Source organism: Sulfuricaulis sp. (genome assembly GCF_040901545.1).
GTDB lineage: Bacteria > Pseudomonadota > Gammaproteobacteria > Acidiferrobacterales > Sulfurifustaceae > Sulfuricaulis.
Map to the genome: position 1 here is coordinate 68,033 of NZ_JBBDYL010000038.1, position 22,159 is coordinate 90,191.

23 protein-coding genes are annotated in these 22,159 nt (G+C 55.5%); 7 read left to right on the forward strand and 16 right to left on the reverse strand.

Annotated elements, in window-relative coordinates:
- Positions 1 to 34: 34 nt before the first annotated feature.
- The 5 genes from WD823_RS06680 to WD823_RS06700 form a co-directional block, all read right to left on the reverse strand.
- Positions 35 to 667 carry a DsbA family protein gene (locus tag WD823_RS06680; protein ID WP_368428705.1) on the reverse strand — a complete coding sequence of 211 codons (633 nt, stop codon included), beginning with the start codon at positions 665 to 667 and terminating at the stop codon, positions 35 to 37.
- A gap of 175 nt (positions 668 to 842) precedes the next feature.
- The gene (locus tag WD823_RS06685) at positions 843 to 3,977 is read right to left on the reverse strand and encodes an efflux RND transporter permease subunit (protein WP_368428706.1); all 3,135 of its coding nucleotides are present in this window, start codon (positions 3,975 to 3,977) and stop codon (positions 843 to 845) included.
- Positions 3,974 to 5,278: a TolC family protein gene (locus tag WD823_RS06690; protein ID WP_368428707.1), complete on the reverse strand. Its 1,305-nt coding sequence runs from the start codon at positions 5,276 to 5,278 to the stop codon at positions 3,974 to 3,976. Before WD823_RS06690 ends, WD823_RS06685 begins: the two co-directional genes overlap by 4 nt.
- 286 nt (positions 5,279 to 5,564) lie before the next feature.
- Positions 5,565 to 6,032, reverse strand: a complete 468-nt coding sequence (locus WD823_RS06695; protein WP_368428708.1) for a glycine zipper family protein — start codon at positions 6,030 to 6,032, stop codon at positions 5,565 to 5,567.
- Positions 6,033 to 6,053: 21 nt separating this feature from the next.
- Complete coding sequence (locus WD823_RS06700; RefSeq protein WP_368428709.1) at positions 6,054 to 6,494, reverse strand: hypothetical protein; 441 nt, start codon at positions 6,492 to 6,494, stop codon at positions 6,054 to 6,056.
- A gap of 154 nt (positions 6,495 to 6,648) precedes the next feature.
- Between WD823_RS06700 and WD823_RS06705 the strand changes: the two genes are divergently transcribed.
- Together WD823_RS06705 and ggt are read left to right on the forward strand one after the other, a co-directional pair.
- Positions 6,649 to 7,344: an SOS response-associated peptidase gene (locus tag WD823_RS06705; RefSeq protein WP_368428710.1), complete on the forward strand. Its 696-nt coding sequence runs from the start codon at positions 6,649 to 6,651 to the stop codon at positions 7,342 to 7,344.
- A 65-nt stretch (positions 7,345 to 7,409) separates the two neighbouring features.
- Positions 7,410 to 8,999 carry a gamma-glutamyltransferase gene (gene ggt / locus WD823_RS06710; protein ID WP_368428711.1) on the forward strand — a complete coding sequence of 530 codons (1,590 nt, stop codon included), beginning with the start codon at positions 7,410 to 7,412 and terminating at the stop codon, positions 8,997 to 8,999.
- A gap of 77 nt (positions 9,000 to 9,076) precedes the next feature.
- On the opposite strand, the gene WD823_RS06715 is transcribed toward ggt, so the two are convergent.
- From WD823_RS06715 to WD823_RS06725, 3 genes are all read right to left on the reverse strand, one after another.
- Complete coding sequence (locus WD823_RS06715; RefSeq protein ID WP_368428712.1) at positions 9,077 to 9,526, reverse strand: hypothetical protein; 450 nt, start codon at positions 9,524 to 9,526, stop codon at positions 9,077 to 9,079.
- A gap of 14 nt (positions 9,527 to 9,540) precedes the next feature.
- Complete coding sequence (locus WD823_RS06720; protein WP_368428713.1) at positions 9,541 to 10,317, reverse strand: DUF3014 domain-containing protein; 777 nt, start codon at positions 10,315 to 10,317, stop codon at positions 9,541 to 9,543.
- Between the two features lie 84 nt (positions 10,318 to 10,401).
- Positions 10,402 to 11,415 (reverse strand): LysR family transcriptional regulator, encoded by a 1,014-nt coding sequence (locus tag WD823_RS06725; RefSeq protein ID WP_368428714.1) that lies wholly within the window; start codon positions 11,413 to 11,415, stop codon positions 10,402 to 10,404.
- A 340-nt stretch (positions 11,416 to 11,755) separates the two neighbouring features.
- On the opposite strand from WD823_RS06725, the gene aceB reads away from it, so the two are divergent.
- The gene (aceB, locus tag WD823_RS06730) at positions 11,756 to 13,360 is read left to right on the forward strand and encodes a malate synthase A (protein ID WP_368428715.1); all 1,605 of its coding nucleotides are present in this window, start codon (positions 11,756 to 11,758) and stop codon (positions 13,358 to 13,360) included.
- The gene (locus tag WD823_RS06735) at positions 13,360 to 14,454 is read left to right on the forward strand and encodes a ketopantoate reductase family protein (protein WP_368428716.1); all 1,095 of its coding nucleotides are present in this window, start codon (positions 13,360 to 13,362) and stop codon (positions 14,452 to 14,454) included. The genes aceB and WD823_RS06735 overlap by 1 nt, the downstream gene beginning before the upstream one ends.
- Positions 14,455 to 14,492: 38 nt before the next feature.
- Here the strand turns inward: WD823_RS06735 and WD823_RS06740 are convergent, their stop codons facing one another.
- Positions 14,493 to 15,872 (reverse strand): alpha/beta fold hydrolase, encoded by a 1,380-nt coding sequence (locus WD823_RS06740; protein WP_368428717.1) that lies wholly within the window; start codon positions 15,870 to 15,872, stop codon positions 14,493 to 14,495.
- Between the two features lie 259 nt (positions 15,873 to 16,131).
- Here WD823_RS06740 and WD823_RS06745 point away from each other — a divergent pair, with 259 nt between their 5' ends.
- The 3 genes from WD823_RS06745 (at position 16,132) to WD823_RS06755 (ending at position 17,811) form a co-directional block, all read left to right on the forward strand.
- The gene (locus WD823_RS06745; protein ID WP_368428718.1) at positions 16,132 to 16,650 is read left to right on the forward strand and encodes a Slp family lipoprotein; all 519 of its coding nucleotides are present in this window, start codon (positions 16,132 to 16,134) and stop codon (positions 16,648 to 16,650) included.
- A gap of 35 nt (positions 16,651 to 16,685) precedes the next feature.
- Positions 16,686 to 17,186: a Slp family lipoprotein gene (locus WD823_RS06750; protein ID WP_368428719.1), complete on the forward strand. Its 501-nt coding sequence runs from the start codon at positions 16,686 to 16,688 to the stop codon at positions 17,184 to 17,186.
- Between the two features lie 316 nt (positions 17,187 to 17,502).
- Entirely contained in the window at positions 17,503 to 17,811 is a 309-nt protein-coding gene (locus WD823_RS06755) for a hypothetical protein (protein WP_368428720.1), read from the forward strand.
- 38 nt (positions 17,812 to 17,849) lie between these two features.
- On the opposite strand, the gene WD823_RS06760 is transcribed toward WD823_RS06755, so the two are convergent.
- The 7 genes from WD823_RS06760 to WD823_RS06790 all read right to left on the reverse strand — a co-directional run bounded on the left by WD823_RS06760 (position 17,850) and on the right by WD823_RS06790 (position 22,135).
- Positions 17,850 to 18,665 carry a hypothetical protein gene (locus WD823_RS06760; protein ID WP_368428721.1) on the reverse strand — a complete coding sequence of 272 codons (816 nt, stop codon included), beginning with the start codon at positions 18,663 to 18,665 and terminating at the stop codon, positions 17,850 to 17,852.
- Positions 18,662 to 18,922, reverse strand: coding sequence for a DUF5062 family protein (locus WD823_RS06765; RefSeq protein WP_368428722.1), 261 nt, complete (start codon positions 18,920 to 18,922; stop codon positions 18,662 to 18,664). The genes WD823_RS06760 and WD823_RS06765 overlap by 4 nt, the downstream gene beginning before the upstream one ends.
- Positions 18,923 to 18,990: 68 nt before the next feature.
- Positions 18,991 to 19,476: a DM13 domain-containing protein gene (locus tag WD823_RS06770; protein WP_368428723.1), complete on the reverse strand. Its 486-nt coding sequence runs from the start codon at positions 19,474 to 19,476 to the stop codon at positions 18,991 to 18,993.
- Positions 19,477 to 19,552: 76 nt separating this feature from the next.
- A complete protein-coding gene (locus tag WD823_RS06775) occupies positions 19,553 to 19,813 on the reverse strand; it encodes a hypothetical protein (protein ID WP_368428724.1) in 261 nt (86 codons plus the stop codon).
- A 292-nt stretch (positions 19,814 to 20,105) separates the two neighbouring features.
- Positions 20,106 to 21,125 carry a class I fructose-bisphosphate aldolase gene (locus WD823_RS06780; protein WP_368428725.1) on the reverse strand — a complete coding sequence of 340 codons (1,020 nt, stop codon included), beginning with the start codon at positions 21,123 to 21,125 and terminating at the stop codon, positions 20,106 to 20,108.
- Between the two features lie 156 nt (positions 21,126 to 21,281).
- A complete protein-coding gene (locus WD823_RS06785; protein WP_368428726.1) occupies positions 21,282 to 21,848 on the reverse strand; it encodes a murein L,D-transpeptidase family protein in 567 nt (188 codons plus the stop codon).
- Between the two features lie 14 nt (positions 21,849 to 21,862).
- Positions 21,863 to 22,135 carry a hypothetical protein gene (locus tag WD823_RS06790; RefSeq protein WP_368428727.1) on the reverse strand — a complete coding sequence of 91 codons (273 nt, stop codon included), beginning with the start codon at positions 22,133 to 22,135 and terminating at the stop codon, positions 21,863 to 21,865.
- Positions 22,136 to 22,159: the final 24 nt, after the last annotated feature.

Here is a 22,159-nt window from a genome sequence, read left to right on the forward strand (position 1 = left end):
TCGCGTTCGACACACAACGGCCAATGGACGTCGCTTACTTCGTTTCAGCCAACCAGGCATCCATAACAGGCCGGAGTTCTTCGAACGGACGATAACCGCTGGTCAAAAGCTTGCCACTCTTTTCGTTTTGCAGAATAGCGGTCGGAAAGCCCCGGACGCCCGCCTGCCGGGATATTTTAAAATGCGACTGCGTTTTTTTCCTTGCTGCTTCGGAATGAAAACGATCAAGAAATGAACCGGCATCGATACCACCTTCAGACGCCAGTGCGGCGAGCGTTTCCGCTTGCGTAATATCCTTCTGGTGCACGTAAAACGCTTCTTGCAATGATTTAAAATACGGGAAAATCTCCCGCGGATTAAGTTCGCTTACAACGATGACCGCGCGGCTGGGAGGTTCCGTGTCATAGACAAATCCGTCGGGCATCGCGCCGTCGAACCGGAAGGGCTGGCCGGTAACGCGATGCACATCATGCCAGTGATGCAGAATCTCTTCGCGAAATGACGCCGTGACCGGTTCGGTTGTGCCCGGTCGCAGCCCGCCCAGCATCAAAGCGATTTTCACGTGCTCCGAGTAGGCATCGTGGATCGCGCTGATCACAGGGGCGAAACCCCAGCACCAGGAACACATGGGGTCGGCGAAGTACCAAAGTATCCGCGGCGGTATCATCCGGATTGACGCCTCCTGCCTCTGAACGAAAGCAATGAATCATTCTGCATTGTCAGGAAACAATTGATATCGACCGCGGGACCGGCGAGGTGAGAATTTCAATTAACCGTGTTTATATCCGCCCCGAACACACGGTATTGGCAGTAATGTCCCGACGGCTTTTTTGACGGCGTTCCTATGCCAATTTTTTGGTGGCTTCGGAAATTTCTTTCGCCCTGGTCACCTCGGCGGCAAGGCTCCCTTCGAAACGCGCCAAGACTTCGTAGACACATGGGACGACGAACAACGTCAGCAGTGTCGAGACCAGTACGCCGCCGATCACCGCAATCGCCATCGGTGCGCGCAATTCGGCGCCGGGGCCAAGCGCGAGTGCGAGCGGCGTGGCGGCGGCGATGGTGGCGAATGAGGTCATCAGGATCGGACGCAGTCGGATCGGGCAGGCCTCGAGCAGGGCATCGCGCACGGACACGTTGCCGCGGGCGCGCACCTGGTTGGTAAAGTCAACCAGCAGGATCGAATTCTTCTTGACGATGCCCATCAGCAGGATTAGCCCGATGAAGCTGAAGATATTGATGGAGTGGCCGAAGGCGAGCAGCGTTAGCAGCGCCCCCGACATACTGAAAGGCAGCGCCATCAGCACCGTCACCGGATGGATGAAGCTGTTGAATTGTGAGGCCAGCACCATATAGGCCACGATCACGCCGAGGACCAGCACGAACCACAGACTCGCGAACGACTCCTGGAACGACTGCGAGCCGCCGACGAAGCGTACCTTGTAGTCCGGAGGCAGGACCTCGTGCGCGATTGCCTGCACCTTCGCGAGCGCCTCCTGCTGGGACTTACCGGACCTGACGTTGGCGAAAATCTTGATCGAACGCTCGCGGTCGTGGCGGTTGATTTGCGCCAGCGACTTGCCCTCCCGGACCTGCACCACTTCCGAGAGCCGTACCAGCTCGCCGCGGTTGTTGCGCACGTACAGCTGCTTGACCTGGTCGATGCGGTCCATGTCCTGGTCGCGCAGGCGCAGACGCACGTCGTAGCGATGTCCCTCGGAGGAGTACTGGCCGGCGACGATTCCGCCGATCATGGCGTTGACCGTCTGGGCGATCGCCTGGATGCTCACGCCGCGCTCGGCGGCGCGCGCGCGGTCCGGGATGATCCGAACCTCAGGCTTGCCGAGCAGGTAATCGCTGTCGGTATCGGTCACGAGTCCGGAGGCATTGAGCTTTTCGATGATGGTCTCCGAATACTCCACCAGCTTTTCCCAGTTGCGGCCCTGCACCGCCAGCTCCACCGGGAAGCCGCGCGAGGCAGTGAAGCCGCGTTGCGACAGGTCCTGGATCGACACCTTGAAGCCGAGTTCACGGAGCGCCTTGCGCGTCACATCCATCAGCTCCTGCTGGCTCAATTCGTGGCCGGCCTGCGGGTCGATGCCACGTTGCCCTTTCGGCTTCATGCTGACGAACATGTTGGCGAGGTTGGATTGCCCGCCGCTGCCGAACCCGCCGATCGCCACGAAATAGCGTCGTATTTCCGGCCGCGAGGCGAAAAACTTCTCCGCCTCGCGGGTCTTGGTATCGGTGAATTCCAGCGAGGAATCTATTGGCGTCTGGGCGCGTACGATAAACGTACTCTGATCCTGCGCCGGCATGAATTCCTTGTTGATGGAGTTGTACGCGAAGAGCGTCAGCGTGAAAAAAGCGAGCGAACCGAGAATCACCGTCCACGGGTGGCGCAGCGCGGTTTCCAGCAGCTTGCGGTACAGCCACGCAAGCCCGCGGAAGGTCGCGTCGGCCGCGCGCCCGATGTGCGTGGTGCGGTTGCCGGCCTCGACGAACTGCGAGGCGCGCATCGGCGTCAGCGTCAGCGCCTCGAGCAGCGACAGCATGACCGCGACGGTCATGGTGATGCCGAATTGGAAGAAGAACTTGCCGATCACACCGCTCATGAACGCGACCGGCAGGAAGATCGCAACCACCGCTAGTGTCGCCGCGAGCGCCGCGAAGGTGATCTGGCGCGAGCCTTTGAGAGCCGCCTCCACGCGGTTTTCACCTTTCTCTTGGTGACGCACGATATTCTCCAGCACCATGATGGCGTCATCCACCACGATACCGATGGCGAGGCTCAGACCCAGCAGCGTGAAGGTGTTGAGCGTGAAACCGAAGAAATAGAGCACGATGAAAGTACCGATGATCGAGGTTGGAATCGCCAGGATAATGTTGAACGTGGCGGTCCAACTGCCGAGGAACAACCAGCACACCAGCGATGTGACCAGCGCCGCCACCACGAGCATGAATTTGAATTCGTTCACCGAATCCTCGATGAATTGGGTGGTGTCGAAGTTCACGTCGATGGCCATTCCATCGGGCAGCTGCTTGGCGATCTCGGCCATGCGCGCCTTGACCCCGTGCGTCACCGCCACCGCGTTCGAGCCACGTTGCTTGCGGATGCCGATGCCGACCGAGCGCTGGCTGTCGGTGCGCGAGATGCGGCGAATATCGTCCAGCCCGTCCTCGACCGTCGCCATCTGGTTCAGGGTCAGGCGTGTGTACACCGGCTCGCCACCGCGCCGGTTGATGACGATTCGACTGAATTCCGCTGGCGTGCGCGCCTCGCCGAGCGTGCGCACGTCGTACTCCTTCTGACCGGTGGTGATCTGACCGGCGGGCAGCTCGGCGTGCTCGCTCTGGATCGCGTTCAGAACGTCGGTGACTGCCAGCTCGTAACGGGACAGCTTGTCTCCCGAGACCCACACGCGCAAATTGGGTTCGACATAGCCGCCGAAGGTGATCTCGCCCACCCCCGACACCGACGAGAACCGGTCCTTGAGAGTGTCCTTGACATAGCGCATCAACTCGCGCAGTGAATGCCGGTCGCTGGTAAGCGACATCCACATGATCGGCTGGTCTTCCGGGTTGGTCTTGCTGATGACCGGCGGGTCGATGTCGGGCGGCAGGAAGCGTTGCGCGGCCGCGACCTTGTTCTGGACTTCCTGCAGGGCGTCGCTGATGTTCCGGCCGAGGTCGAACTCGACGCTGATCGAGGCGGTGGCGTAGCGCGAAGTCGAAGAGACGCTGCGCACGCCCTCCACCGTCATGACCGCATCCTCGATGATGTCAACGACGTTGGTCTCGATCACCTCTGGCGCAGCGCCGGAGTAGTCCACGCGGACAGACACGACCGGGAAGTCCACGTCGGGCAACTGGCTGATGCCCATGCGCGAGGCCGAAATAAGCCCAAACAGAATCAGCGCGGCCATCAGCATCCAGGCAAAAACCGGACGGCGAATGGCGATTTCGGGCAGGATCACGGCGTGGTACCTTTGGGAAAGTCTGGGCGGCGAACGACGGCAGCTTCGAGTTTAAGAAAGTTCAGCTTGGCCGAGTAGCGCGCGCGATCCAGCGCACGTTGATTTTCCTGGAACGCGGTCAGTGCCTGAATAACCTCCAGGTTAGTGACAAGACCGAATCGATAGTCGCGTTGCTGTGCTTCGTAATTCTTCCGGGCAGCCACGGTGGCCTTCTCTAATGCATCCAGTTGCGCGCTATCGTACACAACACTTTGATAGAGCGCGCGGATTTCCTGCTCGGCCTGACGCGTCACCTGGCTGACGGCCAGTTCCGCCTGGGTTTGTTGCGATATCGCTTCGCGGACCTGGGATTGCAAGAGACCGCCGGAATAAAGCGGGACATTCAGTTCAACCGCAACGTCCCATGTGGAGTCCTTGAGACTGCCGGATCGATCCAGGTAGCGGTTTGCCGTGAGATCAACCGTTGGAAGTTTGGCGCCTTTTGCTACCGACATATTTTCTTGCGCGGCTGTCACGCGCCGTTGACTGGCCTTGACGTCCGGGCGCAGCGGCACCAGAGACAGATACGCAATCTGGGGAGCCAAGCCGGCAGGAATAACTTCGGTATCGCTGAGTGTGGTCGTGCTGTCCAGTCCGCTCAGAAACGCGAAAACCTCGCGTTCCACGCCGAGCTGGCCTCGCAACTGCTCCATCTGAGCACGCAGTGTACTGATCGCGCTCTGTACCGTCAGTACCTCACTGGGCCGCGAGCGGCCAATGCGCACACGGCTGTTTATCTCATTCTCGCGATCACGATTCAAACTAATTTCCACGTCGAGATTTATCAAATCCTTTTCGATTGACAGAATCGTGTAAAAGTTCTGCACCACGTCTTTAAAAAGCTGGGAGCTTGCCTGGAGATAATCTTCATTTTGCGCGTCGAGCAGGGCCTTCGATTGACGCAAGGCCGCGAATTCGCGGAAACCGCGGAATAAAGGCTGGGTTGCATTCAGCTTGACGAGGGAATCCCGATTGGGATTGTTTGAAGTACTGCTGGCCCCCGCCGGAACAGGGTCCTGTCGCTTGTAAGTCGCGACACCGCTCACGGTAGGCCGCAAAGCCGAATTGGCCTGGTGGTAGCGTTCTTCGGTCTGGTGGATCAACTCACTCTGAGTTGCGACGACTTCGCTGCGTACCATCGCCGCGGCAAAGTACTCCTCCAGCGTCAGTCCATCGGCGGCAAAGACCGATCGGATCAAAATGGTTGCCGATAACAAAACCCAGATGGTGATCCTAACTGGTTTGACAAAATATCTTTTCACCGGGGACTGCCTTTTATTCACTTGTCTTCCCGAACAGTTTTACCCATGGGGCCTGAACACGGGCGATGCTGTCGCTCATCACCATGCCGGCGGTTTATCACCATCGCAGGCAAAAAGCGCACACGCTTACCCTCGGCGGCGGACACGCCGCCGTGGTGGCACCGCGGACGAGCAGCAAGGACTGTGATTATATCGGGCAAGACACGTCTCGGCGCTATGGTTATTTGATCCCTATTTATTTAAGTCGCGCCAAACTTCCTGCGATTCCCCCCCTCCGCCGTTGTCCTTACCGTCGCGGTGGTGGCGGCGGTAAATAACGCATGGTGGCGTAGCCGGGAACCTGATTCCCCTTGGCGTACATGCACTGTTGGTAAGCGATATCGTACCGCCGCTGCAGGCTCAGGACGCTCTGGTTGGCAGCGTTCGCGCCGACGGCGGAACCAACAATCATCCCTGCCCCCGCCATTTCCCCGACCGGACTATCGTGACCGTGTCCCATGAGCGCGCCGGAGGCCGCACCCAGCACCGCTCCGGCCGCCGCACCGGATAGCACCTGTTCCCGCGCGACATCGTTCGGATTCGTACCCAGTTCTTGCCGCGCAAAGTTTTTACATACGCTGTTATCGATATTGAACTGATCGAAGGGTTTGCCGGGTCCAGGCATAACCGCGACCGTGGGGCCGACCGGGATCGAGGCGCAGGCGGCAAGTGTCGTGGTAATCGCGGTACAGCGTGCCAAGATGCGGAGTTTCATCCTATATACTCCTTGGGCGATTTATTGCGGCGGTACATCGCTCGGCATCGCCGGCACCATTTTCCATCCCGCCGGGCAGGAGGGTACATACGGGTAATAGCCCTTGGCAGCTTCGCAGTAATACCAGTATTGCACCGGCGGCGCTGCGACTGGCGGCTGGGCCGGCGGATTCGCCATGACGGAAGATATATAAGGATTGGGATAGGGGTAAATGATACGCGGGTAGAAATACCACAGGCCGCCCACAACCCACCACCAACCCACCCGATGATGATGATGACCGTGGACCCAGCGTCCCCCACGCCAGCGATGCAAATCATGGCTGTGCTTAACCCGGATATCGCTGCGCCAAGATTCGCGGTGATGGCGCCGGTCACTACCGTCGGCGTAGGCAGATAACGGCGCAACCGTCAGCAAAATGGAACAGGCGAGCGCCCAGCAAATCGGGTTGGTAAGCTTCATTGGCGTTCCCTCCATATCGGGATTTTCCTCCATGCTTCAAGAAAATAACGCCGATACCGTCAATCCGTTGACAAGTGTGCAGCAGGTATTCTGCCGGTTTGGGGTGACAATCATCGAAACTTCAGCTTGGGATTAGATTGCACCGGCGCTATTCATGCCTGGCAGGAATGCTTATGCTGTGCCCATGTGTGGACGATTTGCCCGCGTCAGCCCGCCGGAAGTGTTTGCCGAAATGTTCCATGCCCGCCTCGGTAACTTGGAAGTCGGACCCCGTTACAACATATCGCCTACCAATGACGTTTTGGCCTGCCGGCAACTGCCTGCAGGAAGAGAGCTCACGTTGCTGCATTGGGGGCTCATTCCGGCCTGGGCCGATGACAGAAAAATCGGCTATCGCACCATTAACGCCCGGGCGGAAACCGTGGTGGTTAAATCATCCTATCGCTCTGCTTTCAAACACCGGCGTTGTCTCATCGCCGCCGACGGTTTTTACGAATGGAAACCGGACAAAGTAAAAAAACAACCGTACTTCATTCGCATGAAAGCGGGCCGGCCTTTTGCCTTGGCGGGTTTGTGGGAGCATTGGGAGCCGCAAGGCGGCGAGCCCATCGATTCCTGCACGATCATCGTTACCGCAGCCAATTCCCTGATTGGCAAAATCCACGACCGCATGCCGGTCATCCTCTCACCCTATGATTACCATCAATGGCTCGACCCGAATCAGCGCGACACGGAAAAGCTCGTGCCACTGCTTAAACCGTTTGCTGAAAGTGAAATGGAAATCTACCCCGTGAGTCTCAAAATCAACAACCCGAAGCATCAAGGCGAAGAGTTGGTCAAACCGCTATAGATCGTTATCTTTTTCGTCGTTTCCATGTAAAAATTCGATCAGAGATAGCCGAGGTAAAGCTAATCATGCGCGATAATCAATTTCCCGGACGATCCGTCGTGATGAGCACCCATGGCATGGTCGCCACGAGCCAACCGATGGCCACGGCCGTCGGCCTGGATATCCTGCGTCGCGGTGGAAATGCGCTGGATGCCGCAATTGCCGCGAGCGCGACGCTGTGTGTCACGGAACCGCAATCGACCGGGATCGGCGGCGATTGTTTTCTGCTTTATCACGATGCGAAGTCCGGAAAGCTATATGGCCTCAACGGCAGCGGCCAGGCACCGCGCAAAGCCACCCTGGAGGAATTCAAGCGACGCGGCCTCGATGAAATCCCGGAACGCGGCATTCTCTCGGTGTCGGTACCCGGCGCGGTCGATGCCTGGTGTACCGCCTTGGAACGCTTCGGCTCGATGGAACTCGAGGCGCTGTTACAACCGGCCATTGCCTTTGCGGAAGAGGGTTATGCCGTCGCTCCCGTCGTGGCCAAGGTGTGGAAGAAAAATGCGGTGTTTCTCGGCGGTTGTGAAGACACGCGCCGGACCTATCTCCTGGGTGACCGCGCTCCCGCCGCCGGCACACGCCACCGGCAGCCCGGCCTGGCGCAGTCATTGCGTCACATAGCACTCCGGGGACGCGATGCGTTTTACACCGGAAAAATTGCCGATCAGATTGTCGAGTTCAGCCGGGCGAACAACGGGCTGCTGGAGCTCGAGGATTTCGCGTCGCACACTTCTACCTGGGTCGAACCGATCAGCACCGATTATCGCGGTATTCGTCTTCACGAGATTCCACCCAATGGTCAAGGCATCGTGGCGCTGATGGTGCTGAATATTCTGGAGCACACCGATCTGGGAAAGTTAAAACACCTCGGTGCCGACCACGTTCATATGATTACCGAGGCGTACCGGCTGGCACGGGCCGAGCGTAACCGATTTGTCTCCGACCCCGAATTCAACGAAATCCCGATCGACACGCTGCTGTCGAAGAACTTTTCCCGTACCCAGTGGGCGCGCATCGATGCCGCGCGACCGTTGCGACATCCGGTTGCCTCCGGGTTGCCGAAACAACGCGATACCGTTTATCTGAGCGTCGTCGATAACGAGCGCAATGCGGTGTCGTTCATTAACAGCCTTTACCACCCGTGGGGCAGCGGACTGGTCGCCGGCCAGACCGGAATCATGCTGCAAAACCGCGGTGCCGGTTTCAATCTCACTCCGGGCCATGCCAATTGCATCGCCCCGGGCAAACGGCCGATGCACACCATCATCCCGGCCATGGTCTATCGCCAGAATCAACCGATACTTTCCTACGGTGTCATGGGCGGGGAATATCAGGCAATGGGACATGCTTACGTACTCAGCAACTGGCTGGACTTCGGGCTGGATCTTCAGGAAGCGGTTGATGCTGCGCGCTTCATGCCGGAAGCGGGGAAACTCCTGGTCGAGCGTCCCTTTCCGGAGTCGACGCGCGAGGCGCTCGCGCAGCGCGGCTACCAAACCATGGTGTCAGATGATCCGTTCGGCGGCGCGCAATGCATCTTCATCGACGCCGAAAACGGTGTTTTGCAAGCCGCTTCCGATCCGCGCAAGGACGGGTGTGCGCTCGGTTATTGAGATAGGATAATCAAGCAACAAATCAATGACTTCATTGCAGCAACGGAAAATATTTCAGCGTCCAACAGGCGCCCCGTTCAATCAGTGCCGGCGTGCAATTTAGATAATACGAGTGAAATGATAAATGCCAACCCGATGGCGACAATCACCATAATAAGATGATCAACGGCGATTGCCCAACTGCCGAGGACGATGGCGCTCCCGCTGATGCGGATATCTTCCCTGCTCGAAAACGAAAGGATCCCAAGCACCACCGCCAAGAATCCACCGAATGTCGCCGTGATCTTGAATATTTTCTTCCAATCGATTGCGGTTGGTTCAGAAATGGGTTCGACATTTTTTTCAGATCCGGTCTTGGAAAAAAAAGATTCCCAAAATGATTTTTCTTTATCCGCTGCAGATTGCACCATTGTCCGGTTGTCGGATTGACTCACCTCTCCGATCCATGCAGGCCATACCGCGGTGAAAATGGCAATGATTCCCGCAGCAATTCCCGCCAATCCGACGGCATTTTTTTTATAATCCATGTAGCTGTCCGTGGCTACGGCAATTGTCCGGTCAATTCACTCCTGAATTCACGCAGCTTGGTCTTGATCCTCGATGCGTTCACGCTACCCATCCGGATCATGATCTTTTTCCCGGCAGAGAGCGCCTCAAGTCCGGGGTCCGCGAACAGAAACAATACCTTGGGCCGGATCAGCCTGACCGGGCCCGGGATTTCCGGGGCGGCCAGCATATCATCGATGGCTTCCACGAGACGGTCGTTGAAATACCCCGAAGGATAGCCCAGGTTTTTGTACTCCTGCTGAAACAGCGGATAGAAGTGGACATACGCGGCCACGATCTTTTTGATATCCACGGCTTCGGACATCAACACATACGGTGTGTAGCGGCCGTAATTCTCTGGTTTTAGTGTTGAGCTATCCTGATCACCGGCCACAAGAAGATTCCCCTTCACCGGTTTGAACAGGCTGTAACGTGTAGGAACTTTTTTGCGCGGCAGGCTGTCCACCGTCACGACAAATCTCCGGATGATCTCCTTCGGAATAAAATACTGCGCCACCGATTTGCGGCCGAAAAATTCGGCCAATGCTTCCTGCATCGTGCCATCGCTGTCATTTAACGGTGGCAGCGGCTTTGGCTCCTGAAGCGGCGCTTGAACCGGATAACGTATTTGCGGCTCAACCTCGGCCTGAGGGGGGGCTTCGGTGCGGGGCGGTGGCGGCGGTTCCGGCTGGTCGAGCGATTGCCAATACAGAAAGGCGACAATACCTCCGAGGACAAGGATTAGTATCAACCACCAATTGGTCTCTTTCATAAACCAGACGGATAAGTCGTAACATTGCGGAGCAGGCCGTCAGCATATCGCAGCAACCGCCCGGTGTCCCGATCAAATTTCAGGTCACGGTAAAGATTTATCATGGCCCATCAAATCTCCGATTTGGCCCGGGTTTTTTGCGTTCGCCTTGGCGGCTTGATGAGGGTGGTTATAGTTGTGTTGGTATTTGCGCTGAAAGCCGGAGTCCATCAACTCAAGAAAATGGGCGGCTTGCGGAGTAATAAACTTATTGCGCAGCATTACAACGCCGTAATTGCGCCGCGGGAAATATTGATTTAGCGGCTTGGCTGCCAGTTTTTCTTTTCCCGTCAGGCAAATGCTGGTTACGATGGAAATCCCCAATCCCAATTCGACAAATTTTTTGACAACTTCCCAACCTCCCGCTTCCAGCACGACATGGTACGGAACCGCATTTTGCTGAAATACCAGATCGACGATGCGCCAGGTACTCAGATGTCGCGGTGGCAGGATTAAACCGTAAGGGCCGATATCTTCAAGGCGCAAATGCTTTTTTTCCGCCAACGGATGATTCAACGGTGTAATCAGCATTGGGTCGTAACGAAAGACGGGGGAATAGGCGATATCTTCCGGAATTTCAGTCATGGAGCCGACGGCAAAATCCACATCGCCGGCTCGTACCATGGCCAGCCCGTCCCGGCCGGTTACATTGTGTATTTGCACCATGATTTTCGGGTAAGCATCATTGAACCGCTTAATGAAATCGGCCAGAAGATACAAAATGGTCGATTCTCCGGCGGCGACCGAGAGGGATCCTGACTCCACCTCGCCCAACCGCGCTGCCAATATATCCGGGAGATGGTCCATTCCCTCCACCAACGGCAGTGCCGTTGCCAACAAGGTTTCGCCCGCTGTCGTCAGCTGAATGCGCGGACCGTGACGATCGAATAACACCACCCCCAGATCTTCTTCCAGCGCCTTGATTAACTGGGAGACCGAAGGCTGACTCAGAAACAGGCGCTCAGCCGCCCGGGAGATACTGCCCGTTTGCGCCGCGTGACAGAATGCACGCAATTTTTGCAGGCGGTTGTGTTTATTCGCGTTCTCGATCTCTGGCATGGATTAGGTCCGCAAGACAAAAATATTAAAACCCCGCATTTCGTCCGGCATTTTCAGATTCAACCTGCGCGCTATCGGAAAATTTCTATTACCGAGTTGACGCCCATTTCGCATCGCTGGCGCGCGATTTCATACCCGTGATTCGCCCTTCGCGTGTATTTAAGGCCGAAGTCAGTATTGGAAAATAATATAGTAAATATTACAAATATTGGCTAGTCAAATATTAAAACCGGCTTTAGCGTAGCTGGCTGATTTAGCGGTAGTCCTTAAAGATAATTAAAACCGGCCACAGGAATTAATGGTTTCAAACCGTTAATTCCTTGATCTAGGAGACACGACGATGCCCGTCCAAACCCCGGAAAAACTCCGGCAAGATGTTCGCTTTACGTTACCGCTGCAAGGCTACGAACACCTGCTTTCCCTGGAAGCACACACCTTTCTGGTATTGCTGCAACGCAAATTCGGTGCACGCATTCAGGATTTGCTGGCCGCGCGCAAACAACGCCAAGCGAAAATTGATGCCGGCAGCCTGCCGAGTTTTCTCAATGAGACGCGTCACATTCGCGAGTCCGAGTGGAAAATAGCCGGCACTCCGCACGACCTGCTTGACCGGCGCGTCGAAATCACCGGACCCGTGGACCGCAAAATGGTCATCAACGCGCTCAACTCCGGGTCCAGCGTGTACATGGCCGATTTCGAAGATGCGACGACTCCTACCTGGAGCAATTTGCTGGAAGGTCAAATCAACCTCATGGAGGCCGTCCGCCGCACGCTTAATTACGAATCGCCCGAAGGCAAACGCTATAGCCTGAATAGATCCATCGCTACGTTGATCGTGCGTCCACGCGGGTTGCATCTGCCGGAAAAACATCTGCTGATCGATAACCGACCGATGTGGGGTGCGTTGTTCGATTTTGGACTGTTCCTCTTTCACAACGCCAGGGAATTGCTGACACGCGGCACCGGGCCGTATTTCTACCTTCCCAAACTGGAGAGTCACCTTGAGTCGCGCCTCTGGAACGACGTGTTTGTTTTTTCGCAGGATTATCTCGGTCTGAAACAAGGAACGATCAAGGCCACGGTACTGATCGAAACCTTTGCGGCTGCTTTCGAGATGGACGAAATTCTGTATGAAATGCGGGATCATATCGTCGGCCTGAATTGCGGCCGCTGGGATTATATTTTCAGTTTCATCAAACTGCTGCGCAACAAGCCCGAATTCGTTTTGCCGGATCGCGCCCAGGTCACGATGGATACCCATTTCATGAATTCCTATTCACAACTGCTGATTCGGATCTGTCACCGCCGCGGCGCTCATGCGATGGGTGGTATGGCCGCGCAAATCCCGGTTAAAAATGATACCGCGGCCAACGACCTGGCGATGGCAAAGGTGGAAGAAGATAAATTACGCGAAGTCCGAAACGGTCATGATGGGACCTGGGTGGCGCATCCCGGCCTCATTCCCGTGGCCATGGAAGTTTTCAACAAACACATGCCGTCAGCCAATCAAGTAATCAACAAGCATGAAGATGTAAGGGTATCGGAACAGGATCTCCTGCAGGTTCCGGAAGGTTCGATTACCGAAGCCGGTCTGCGCAACAATGTCAGTGTTGCTATCCAGTATCTGGAGGCTTGGCTCGGCGGTCAGGGTTGCGTGCCGATCAATAATTTGATGGAAGACGCGGCCACAGCGGAAATCGCGCGCGCCCAGTTGTGGCAATGGGTGCGTCATCCCGGTGGAGTGCTCAATGACGGGCGGCGGATCACGCTGAAGCTGTTCCGAACCGTGATTACCGAGGAATTGGAAAAAATTCGCGAACAGGTGGGTGAGTCCCGATTTAAACAAGGCCACTATAGTCTTGCGGCCAGATTGCTCGATGAAATTACATCCAGCGATGAATTTGCCGACTTCCTGACTCTAGTCGCTTACGACTATCTCGACTGATGTTCAGGGAAACAAATAAATTTAAAGTGCTTGTTTTGGGAGCTTCCTACGGCTCCTTGTTGGGCACGAAATTGTCATTGGCGGGGCATACCGTCACACTGGTCTGCACCATGGCCACGGCGGAATTGATAAACCGTGAAGGCACCTTTGTCCGTTTGCCGATCCGGGATCGCCAAACGCCGGTCGTGATCTCCTCCAGGGCAAACGGGTTAGACATTCTGGCATCGGCGCCTGATGCGGTGGATCCGCGTCATTTCGATCTGGTCGTGTTTGCCATGCAGGAACCCCATTACGGTTCCGAAGGCGTCAAGCAGCTGATGAGGCGCATCGCGGTAGCGCAGGTACCATGCCTCGCGATCATGAACATGCCTCCCTTGCCATTCCTGAAACGCATTGCCGGAATTGCAACTAAAGATCTTTCTTCGTGTTATGTGGATCCCGGCGTTTGGGACGGCATCGCTCCCGGATTGGTCACGCTTGCGAGCCCGGACCCACAAGCCTATCGACCACCGGAAGAAGATCGAAACGTCCTTCAGGTCGGATTGCCGACGAATTTCAAGGTGGCGTCATTTGAATCCGCAGAACATACGGCCATGCTTGCGCAGCTTCAGGACGACATCGAAGCAATTCGTTACGACGCGGGCAATGGCGAAATTGAGCTTCCGGTAAAGCTCAAGGTACACGACTCGCACTTCGTTCCGCTCGCCAAATGGCTGATGTTGCTCACCGGAAACTACCGGTGCATCCAAAGCGATAAAATGATTTCCATCAAAGAAGCCGTGTACACGGATATCGACGCCTCACGGGCTATTTACGATTGGGTAGGAAATCTCTGCAAACTACTGGGCGCCACGGACAAGGACTTGGTTCCTTTCGACAAATACGCAGCAGCCGCCAAAGGATTACTGAAACCCTCTTCCGTGGCCAGAGCTATATTCGGCGGCGCAAATCAGATTGAACGTGTCGATCTGCTGGTTCAGCGAATCGCGTTTCAACAAGGCTTGCGGCATAGTGTCGTCGATGAACTGGTCATGCGGGTGAATCGCCGACTCCAAATCAATCGGGAGACAAGGTTGTTCGAAAAAGTAGACTGATTTTATCTCTCTGTCCCGCTAATAAATTCCTCTCGCCGTTATAACTTCTTCAGTTCGAGCGACCCGCAAAAATCACAGGGAGAAAGCTTGTCCGTGTCTTCCGCGACCGCCACGCGCGTGCTGCAGACAGTGCATTGATACATGCCGGCGGAGTATTTTTTGGGAAGCGGGGATCGAATCACGGTAATCTTGGGCTCGTGCCCGAGGTACTCGCGACTGCCGCAATTGTCACAGGGGGGCAGCTCCCGGTAGGCTTGCGAGAATATAACGCCTTGCCCGCAACGTTTGCATTCATATCGCCCAACCGGATATTCAACGATTTTCTTCACCGATTCGGGCTCAGGCCTGTCGGTGGCCCTGGCTCTGGGTTCGGCTTTGGCGCGGGTTTTCTCTCTGGTTTCGGTACCGACTGCGGTTTCAGGACGAGCTTTGCTCTTGTTTTTACTCACGGCTGCTTTTCCCGCTGCAGCCTCCGCAGTATTTGCCGACGCCTTCTGCGTCGGGATTTTCTGTTCACCGGTTTTTAAAACATTTGCCGTGTCCCCGCCGCCGAAAAAGCGGCGCAATTCCTGCGCCACGGCTACCGGATCTTCTTCAGCGAGGAAATGGCCACCGTTGAGTGCCTTGCCTTCGACGTCCTCGGCATATTGTTTCCACACGTCAAGTACGTTGTAAGTGCGGTGCACAAAACCTTCTTTCCCCCAGAGGACCAGCAACGGACAGGTTATTTTCTTTTGACGGCTTTCTTCGTCATGTATCAGATCTACGGTGGCCGCCGCGCGGTAGTCCTCACAGGTCGCATGAATGGTATGCGGATCGCGAAAACAACGCTGGTATTCCGCTATGGCATCGGGATCAAACTCGGTATTCGGCGCGCTCCAGCGCTTGAGTTTTTCCTTAAGATAAAAATCGGAATCAACTCCGATCATGTGTTCGGGCAAACCATCGGGTTGAATCAGGAAAAACCAGTGGTAATACCCGGCGGCGAAATTTTGATCGACGTTTTTGAACATATGATAGGTGGGAACGACATCCATGACGCAGGCGCGTGTTATCTTGTCAGGAAAATCCAACGCCATCCGGTGCGCCACCCGCGCGCCTCGATCATGTCCGGCAATGAAGAAGGCGCGGTGACCCAAAAAGGCCATCAGCTCGATCATGTCCAAGGCCATGGCGCGCTTGGAATAGGGATAATGATCCGCCCTGCTTTCCGGTTTTGAACTGTCGCCGTAACCGCGCAAGTCCGGACAAATTACGTGGAAGTGATTTCTCAAATCCGGTGCCACGCGATGCCACATCACATGGGTTTGCGGATAACCATGCAACAACAGGAGTGGACTTCCGGTCCCGCCGTGGAGAACGTTTATTTCTGCACCGCTCGTTTTTACCCTGACTTTTTCAAATCCTATGTCAAACATTCCAGTCACGATCCATGTGAGTCCTGGCGTATTATTGAAATAATAAAATTACTATTTGGTTACAAGATAGCATCATTTCAGGAGGACTGAGCGCACAGGTAAAACCAAGCGGGTGAGCGGAAAATACAGCAGCCTTACTGAAATACTATTCCATTAGTCAGGGTATTATCCTTGATCAAAATTGCTGCACTATGTCGGCATATGCTGATCTAATCATGTCGTAGAGCTTAAGCAAGACATCTTATTAAGGAGTGGAATCATGCGCGTCCAAGTCGTTTATTTTATGGTGGCCGTGTTGCTCGGTGGATGCGCGAGCGTGGTTCCAGAAGCCATTCGCACCCCGGCGCCGGGTAACGTGCAGATTGCCCATGTGCACGATCAACCACAGCTTTACCGCGATGCCACTGTGCGCTGGGGCGGGAAAATTGTCAGCGCCCGGAACGAATCCGACCGAACGGAATTGGAAATTGTCGGCCGCAACCTGGGCAGCGAAGGACGCCCGGAAACGGACGATATCAGTCAAGGACGGTTTCTCGTCAAGGTTCAGGGGTTCCTCGATCCAACGATTTACAAGCGGGACCGACTGGTGACCGTTCGGGGACGTGTCGAGGGAGTTGTTGATCGATCGATCGGGGAATACCGTTATACTTACCCGGTCGTGGTAGCCGATACCGTCCACCTGTGGAAAACGCCGCCACTCCCGCTGACGCGTTACCCGTATTATTACGACCCATTTTACGACCCTTGGAGATGGCCGTACTACCGGCCGTGGCCCTGAAAAATCCGTTTGAGAAACCGAGGGAAGGAAATGACATGAACCGCCCGATTACGTTGTTAATACTGCTGACAATCGTCAGCATTCCATTCGCGGGTGGCTGCGCCACTCCGTATGATATCGGTTCTGCCAACCCGCGTGTCACGCCGCACGCAGCGGCGCAAAACGTACCCGGGATGTTGAATCACAACGTGGCCTGGGGCGGGATGATCGCTGCAACCAAGAATCTGAAGGATAAAACCGAACTCGAGGTAGTGGGCTATCCGCTCGATTCAGGCAACCGTCCTGATTACGATGCCGCACCCATCGGCCGGTTTCTCGTGATCCAGTCGGGATACCTCGAGACCGCCGACTACGCCCCCGGCCGGCTGATCACGGTCGTGGGGATGGTGACAGAAACCCGCACCGGCACGGTGGGCGAAGCCAAATACGTATACCCCGTTGTGGCCGCGAACAAATTGCAACTCTGGCCGCGGTCTGCCGGTGGTCGCAACGAACCCTCGATTCATTTCGGAATTGGAATCGGGATTATTCGCTAGGCATCTCACAAAGTTTCTATTGGCAACCACAATAGGTAACGCGCGCCTGAAAAAAACATATTTTCAAACCCCCCGGCGCGGAATTCTTGTGACTTTCGGCAAATTCGGTTATTCCGATCACGTGTCAATGTCCGTGCCCGCTCGTCAACCGTTATCGACATATCGTCGGTTACCCGGCGATGATCGGTAGATTGTCATGTAACGATAACAATTGCCATTTAGAATTTTTTTGAAGCGGCGGCCAATTACGCCGCGACATCGGGCAAGAAACCCCTGGACTCAATGCAACGGCATCACAGGCAACATGAGGGTTACCATGCGTAAGGAAGAATCCCCGGATTCCGGTTTTCCCGGCATCGCATTTGCCACCCTTCCCAACACCGGCGAAACGGTCGCAATACGTTATAGCGAACGGATTTATTACCGGGTGGACACCAAGATGACGGCTGATGAGCTCAACGCCGTCTATGGCGTGACCGAAGCCCAAGCGAATGCGATTCTGGCCAGCGTGCTCACCACCTGGGAAACATCATCCGTGAACAGAGAAAATCAAGAACCGCAAAAACGCAGGCAGGAAAAATACAAGGCACTGCGCATCATAAGTTCATACGGCACGCGACGCTGACACCCTGCGGACATCTCATAAATCCAACTTAACGCGTTTCAGGAATACGCGCAGGCAACCCGTAGCGCGGTTGCCTCAAACGCGTGCATGATGCTTTTAATGATCCGTTCCGACTTTGAAGACAGCGATACCACGGGATTCTTCTGTTCACGTCGGAGATAATATTCAACCAGTATGGCGCGCAGATATTGCATGCTGTGAACCGGGTGCGTGTTCATGTCGCCCATGAGGTAATGAAACTTGGCGACGAACTCGGCATCGTCACAATATGCCGCGAACATGCCGCCGTCGATGGCCGCTTCCAACGCCGTGAAAAACGCTCGCTGCCCGGCATAAAGTGCCGGCGTGTGGTAAAACTTGTACGCATGCGCGAGATCGTGCCGGAAAAAAGCAAAGGCATCGGGTTTGTTCAAAACGGGTTCGCGCAGGCGAGGCCAGGCCGTGAGCACCGTCACTGCGCGCTTGCCGCGCGCCTGCATGCGCAGCACTTCCAGAGGCTTGAGAATATCCTCGCGCAAGACAAGCGGCCAGGCTCCGCGCAACCATTGCGCCAAGGCGGCCGGTACATTGGCGATTACACTGCGGAACTGATAACGTTCAAGCCAATCGAGCAACTGCATCCGCAGACATTCACCATCTGCCGTCTCAATCACCGCCGTCCATTCCGCGGCGTCGGGTCGCGGATCACTTTTGCATTGGCGTGATGCAAACGGTTTGTCATGTGTCGCAATTTGCCAAATTAGAAAATATTGGGCTGCAAACACGGCATCGTCGAGCTTGCTCGTGCGCCAGCGCACTGCGAGCGCGGGAAGCCGTGTCAATAAGCCTTGTGGATAGCAGTTGGCAAGAGTCATTTTAAGAGTGGATGATCCTCCGGCAGTTGCTTCGAGTACCAAATGGCCAGTTTGTGTCGCATGGATTGCTGCGAGACCTGATCTTCCGGCAATGGTTGTATGAGTTTGTCGTGAACCAGAAGACGGTAGATAAAAAGTATTTTCTCGCTGGCCGAATCGGTCGGTTCGAATACGACGGCACCACGCTCCACGCCATACTTCATGCCGGCGAGAATCGCCCCTTTCACCAATTCGGCTTCATGTTTTAATTTCTTCATGGTGGTCTCGGTTAGTCACGTGTGTGAGCGGTACCTTCGTTGCCTTTTTGTGTGCCCGCGCATCGACGTTACCGGAATTCGAGTTTCGCAGGCGAGATCAGCACGCTGAAGTGCTCACACCAGATCACCACGCTGGGATATTTTTTCAGGTCCAAGCCCGGCGGAATGTCATAAACCTGACTGCCCTTGAAGGCGCGGAGGCGGCCGAGATCCACGAACATGGTCTTGTCGACAGCCGTGGCCGGCGTCACCGCATCGAGCGGGACCAAATAGACGTGGAAAGCGGGCCCGGGACCGACCTCAAAATCGGCGTTCAGGTGGACATTATCGTCGTATACCGTCACCCCGCCCTTTCCGTGATGAATCGGATCATTCGGATTCGCATGAATGAACTTGCCGGTGGCGATGACTTTTTTCTCCGTCACATTCACAACCTGTTCCTTGGCCACGATATCCGACAGAAAAATATACGGGTACAGGAAAATTCCAAGTGCAAAACCGCCCGCGCCGCCCAGCAGTGCGCCAATAAAAAGCGATACGAATATTTTTTTCATACCTCGTCCCTCCTGATACTTGGTGAGGTGGACTAAAATACTGCAACCAACTTAACGGTTTGCTCGGTTTCCAAGGCTAACGTTGTAGCTTGTCGCTTATCTGATTCGGGTGGCCGAGCAACTTCTCGGTGTTTTTAATCCCTGTCGAGGACAAATTGAAGATGAAAAGAATGATGAACGCGATGACTCCGAGAATCAGGCAGACCGCGACCGCCTTCACGAAAAGCTTGAGTTTGATATAAGCCAGGAAACCCACAACGGCTAAAATGGCTCCGGTCGTATACGGATGGGCGGAGATAAGATCGAGCGCACCCTGCATCAGGCTTTCTAAATTCATGGTGCGCTGAATAGTATCAAGATCAATCCAGGGTTATCCAGCCGGCTCAGCCCCGGTTCAGCCAGCCGTAATGCGGCAATCCTTGCGTGACACCAATCAAAATCAGGAATTATCCGCCGCCGTGCCGTACGATCCGATTTGCGCGCGAATACCTGCGTGTGACCGGAATCCGCCGGTAAGCGGAGAAGACATCGTGGAGGGAGTGTTAGGAAAGCAGAATTAGTTATAACCTGTCAAGCAGGATGATTGTCGCCTCCGCGATCCTACTTGTCACGTGAGTCGATCAAAATCGTTACGCCGCTTCCATCGTCCGCGTATATTTACCGTCGCGGGCCAAGCCGTTCAGATAGCAGCGTGTATGAAATGCTTGCTGAGCGGCGGCGACATTGCTTTCCTGACCCTTCCAGACTGCAAGCACTGGCGCCTGCAGCGCCCGGCCGTAAGAGAAACTGACCTGCCACGGATGCGGACCCATCGCGTTGATGGCGTTCAGGTGATCGGTCGCGTCTTCGGCGCTCTGCCCGCCGGATAAAAACACGATGCCCGGCACCGCCGCCGGTACGTAGCGAGTCAAACAGCGTGCCGTGGCCTCGGCCACTTGCGTCACGCCGGCTTGACGCGCGCATTTTTTGCCCGCGATCACCATATTCGGCTTGAGCAACATGCCTTCGAATATCACGCGGTGGGCGTCGAGTTCGGTGAATACCTCTTCAAGCACTCGAGCGGTCACCGTTTCGCAACGCTCAATCCCGTGAGCACCGTCCATCAGCACTTCCGGTTCCACGATCGGCACGATGTCCGCCTCCTGGCACAGGGCGGCATAGCGCGCGAGCGCATGGGCGTTCGCCCGGATCGCGTAGTCAGAAGGGAGATTGGTGTCGTTGATATCGATGACCGCGCGCCATTTCGCGAATTTTGCTCCGAGCTGCTTATATTCCGCGAGGCGTTCGCGCAGGCCATCCAGGCCCTCCGTGACTTTATCGCCGGGATAGAGCGCCAGTGCCTTGGCGCCTTTATCCACCTTGATGCCGGGGACAATTCCCCGGTTCGACAGCAGTCTGGCAAACGGTGTGCCGTCCCGGGTGGTCTGGCGCAGCGTCTCGTCGAAAAAAATGACGCCGCCGATATAGCGCTCGATGCCTTCGGTGGTAAAAAGGATCTCTCGATAACGGCGGCGGTTTTCCTCGGTGGATTCGAGCTTGATCGAATCGAACCGTTTCTTGATGGTAGGACCACTTTCGTCTGCCGCCAGCACGCCTTTCTGTTTCGCCACAATGGATCGGGCTACGGATTTGAGTTCTTTCGTATTCATGATTGATCCGCTCCGGAGAAAATGGAATGTAATTCGTTCCGAAGATATTAACACAACCGATTGACTCAGTTTTAACGACAGGCAAGTGCGAGCGGCATATCGCCCGATCTGCGCGATCTGGCCTCATTTATTGCAATCTAGAAAGCGTGGTGGTGCCTACGGAAGAATGATGATCGGCGTGCCATCCGGCACGGCGCGCCAGATTTCCTCGATCTCCGCGTTGGTGACCGCGATGCACCCATCCGTCCAGTCGCGGCTGTTGAAAAGAATATCATTAGAACCGATGAATACCGGGCGCCCGTGAATCATGATGGCGCCGCCCGGAGAATAACCGCCGCGCTCCGCCTTCCCTCTGTCCTGAGTCCCGGGATAAGAAATATGCAGCGATAAATGATACAGGCTCGTCGGGTTGCGCCAATCGATCAGGTACGTACCTTCGGGGGTACGGTAGTCGCCCTCCCGTTGTTTATGGCCGAAGGGCTGCCGGCCAAGGGATATCTGGTAACTTTTTATCACTTCACCCTGCTTCATCAACTTGAGCGTTCTTACGCCTTTGTTGACCACCACCCGGTCGGCCTGGGGTAACGGTTCTGCAAGAAGGTATGAATAGGTGCTGCTTGCGTGGCAGAAACCGCTGAGGACGAGGAAAAGAATAACCACAGCCGTAGCGGGATAATGCATCATGAACTGACGCTTAAAACTGTCATTTCGCTCGCCTGGCATTGCCTGTCCCAGCTTTAAGTTAAGCCTGAATTTGTGTCATGGCAACAGACGATTATCGACTGAGTGCAGCCGCCGGGCGAACAACCGTGACCTGAAATCAAATCCCGCCAGTTTTTAAACATATTCGCGAAACCCACGCCTTTTTCGAAGGAATCGCTCTCGTTTGCATTCAGCATGTGCAGCTGCGCGGCAAAACACTCCGTAACAGAGAACGGGGGCGGCGGTGTGCGCAGGTCGTCGTCACTGCCGCGCTCAATATCGACACGATATCTGCAAGATTTTCGCATCAGACACGCGTGGATAGCCTTGCT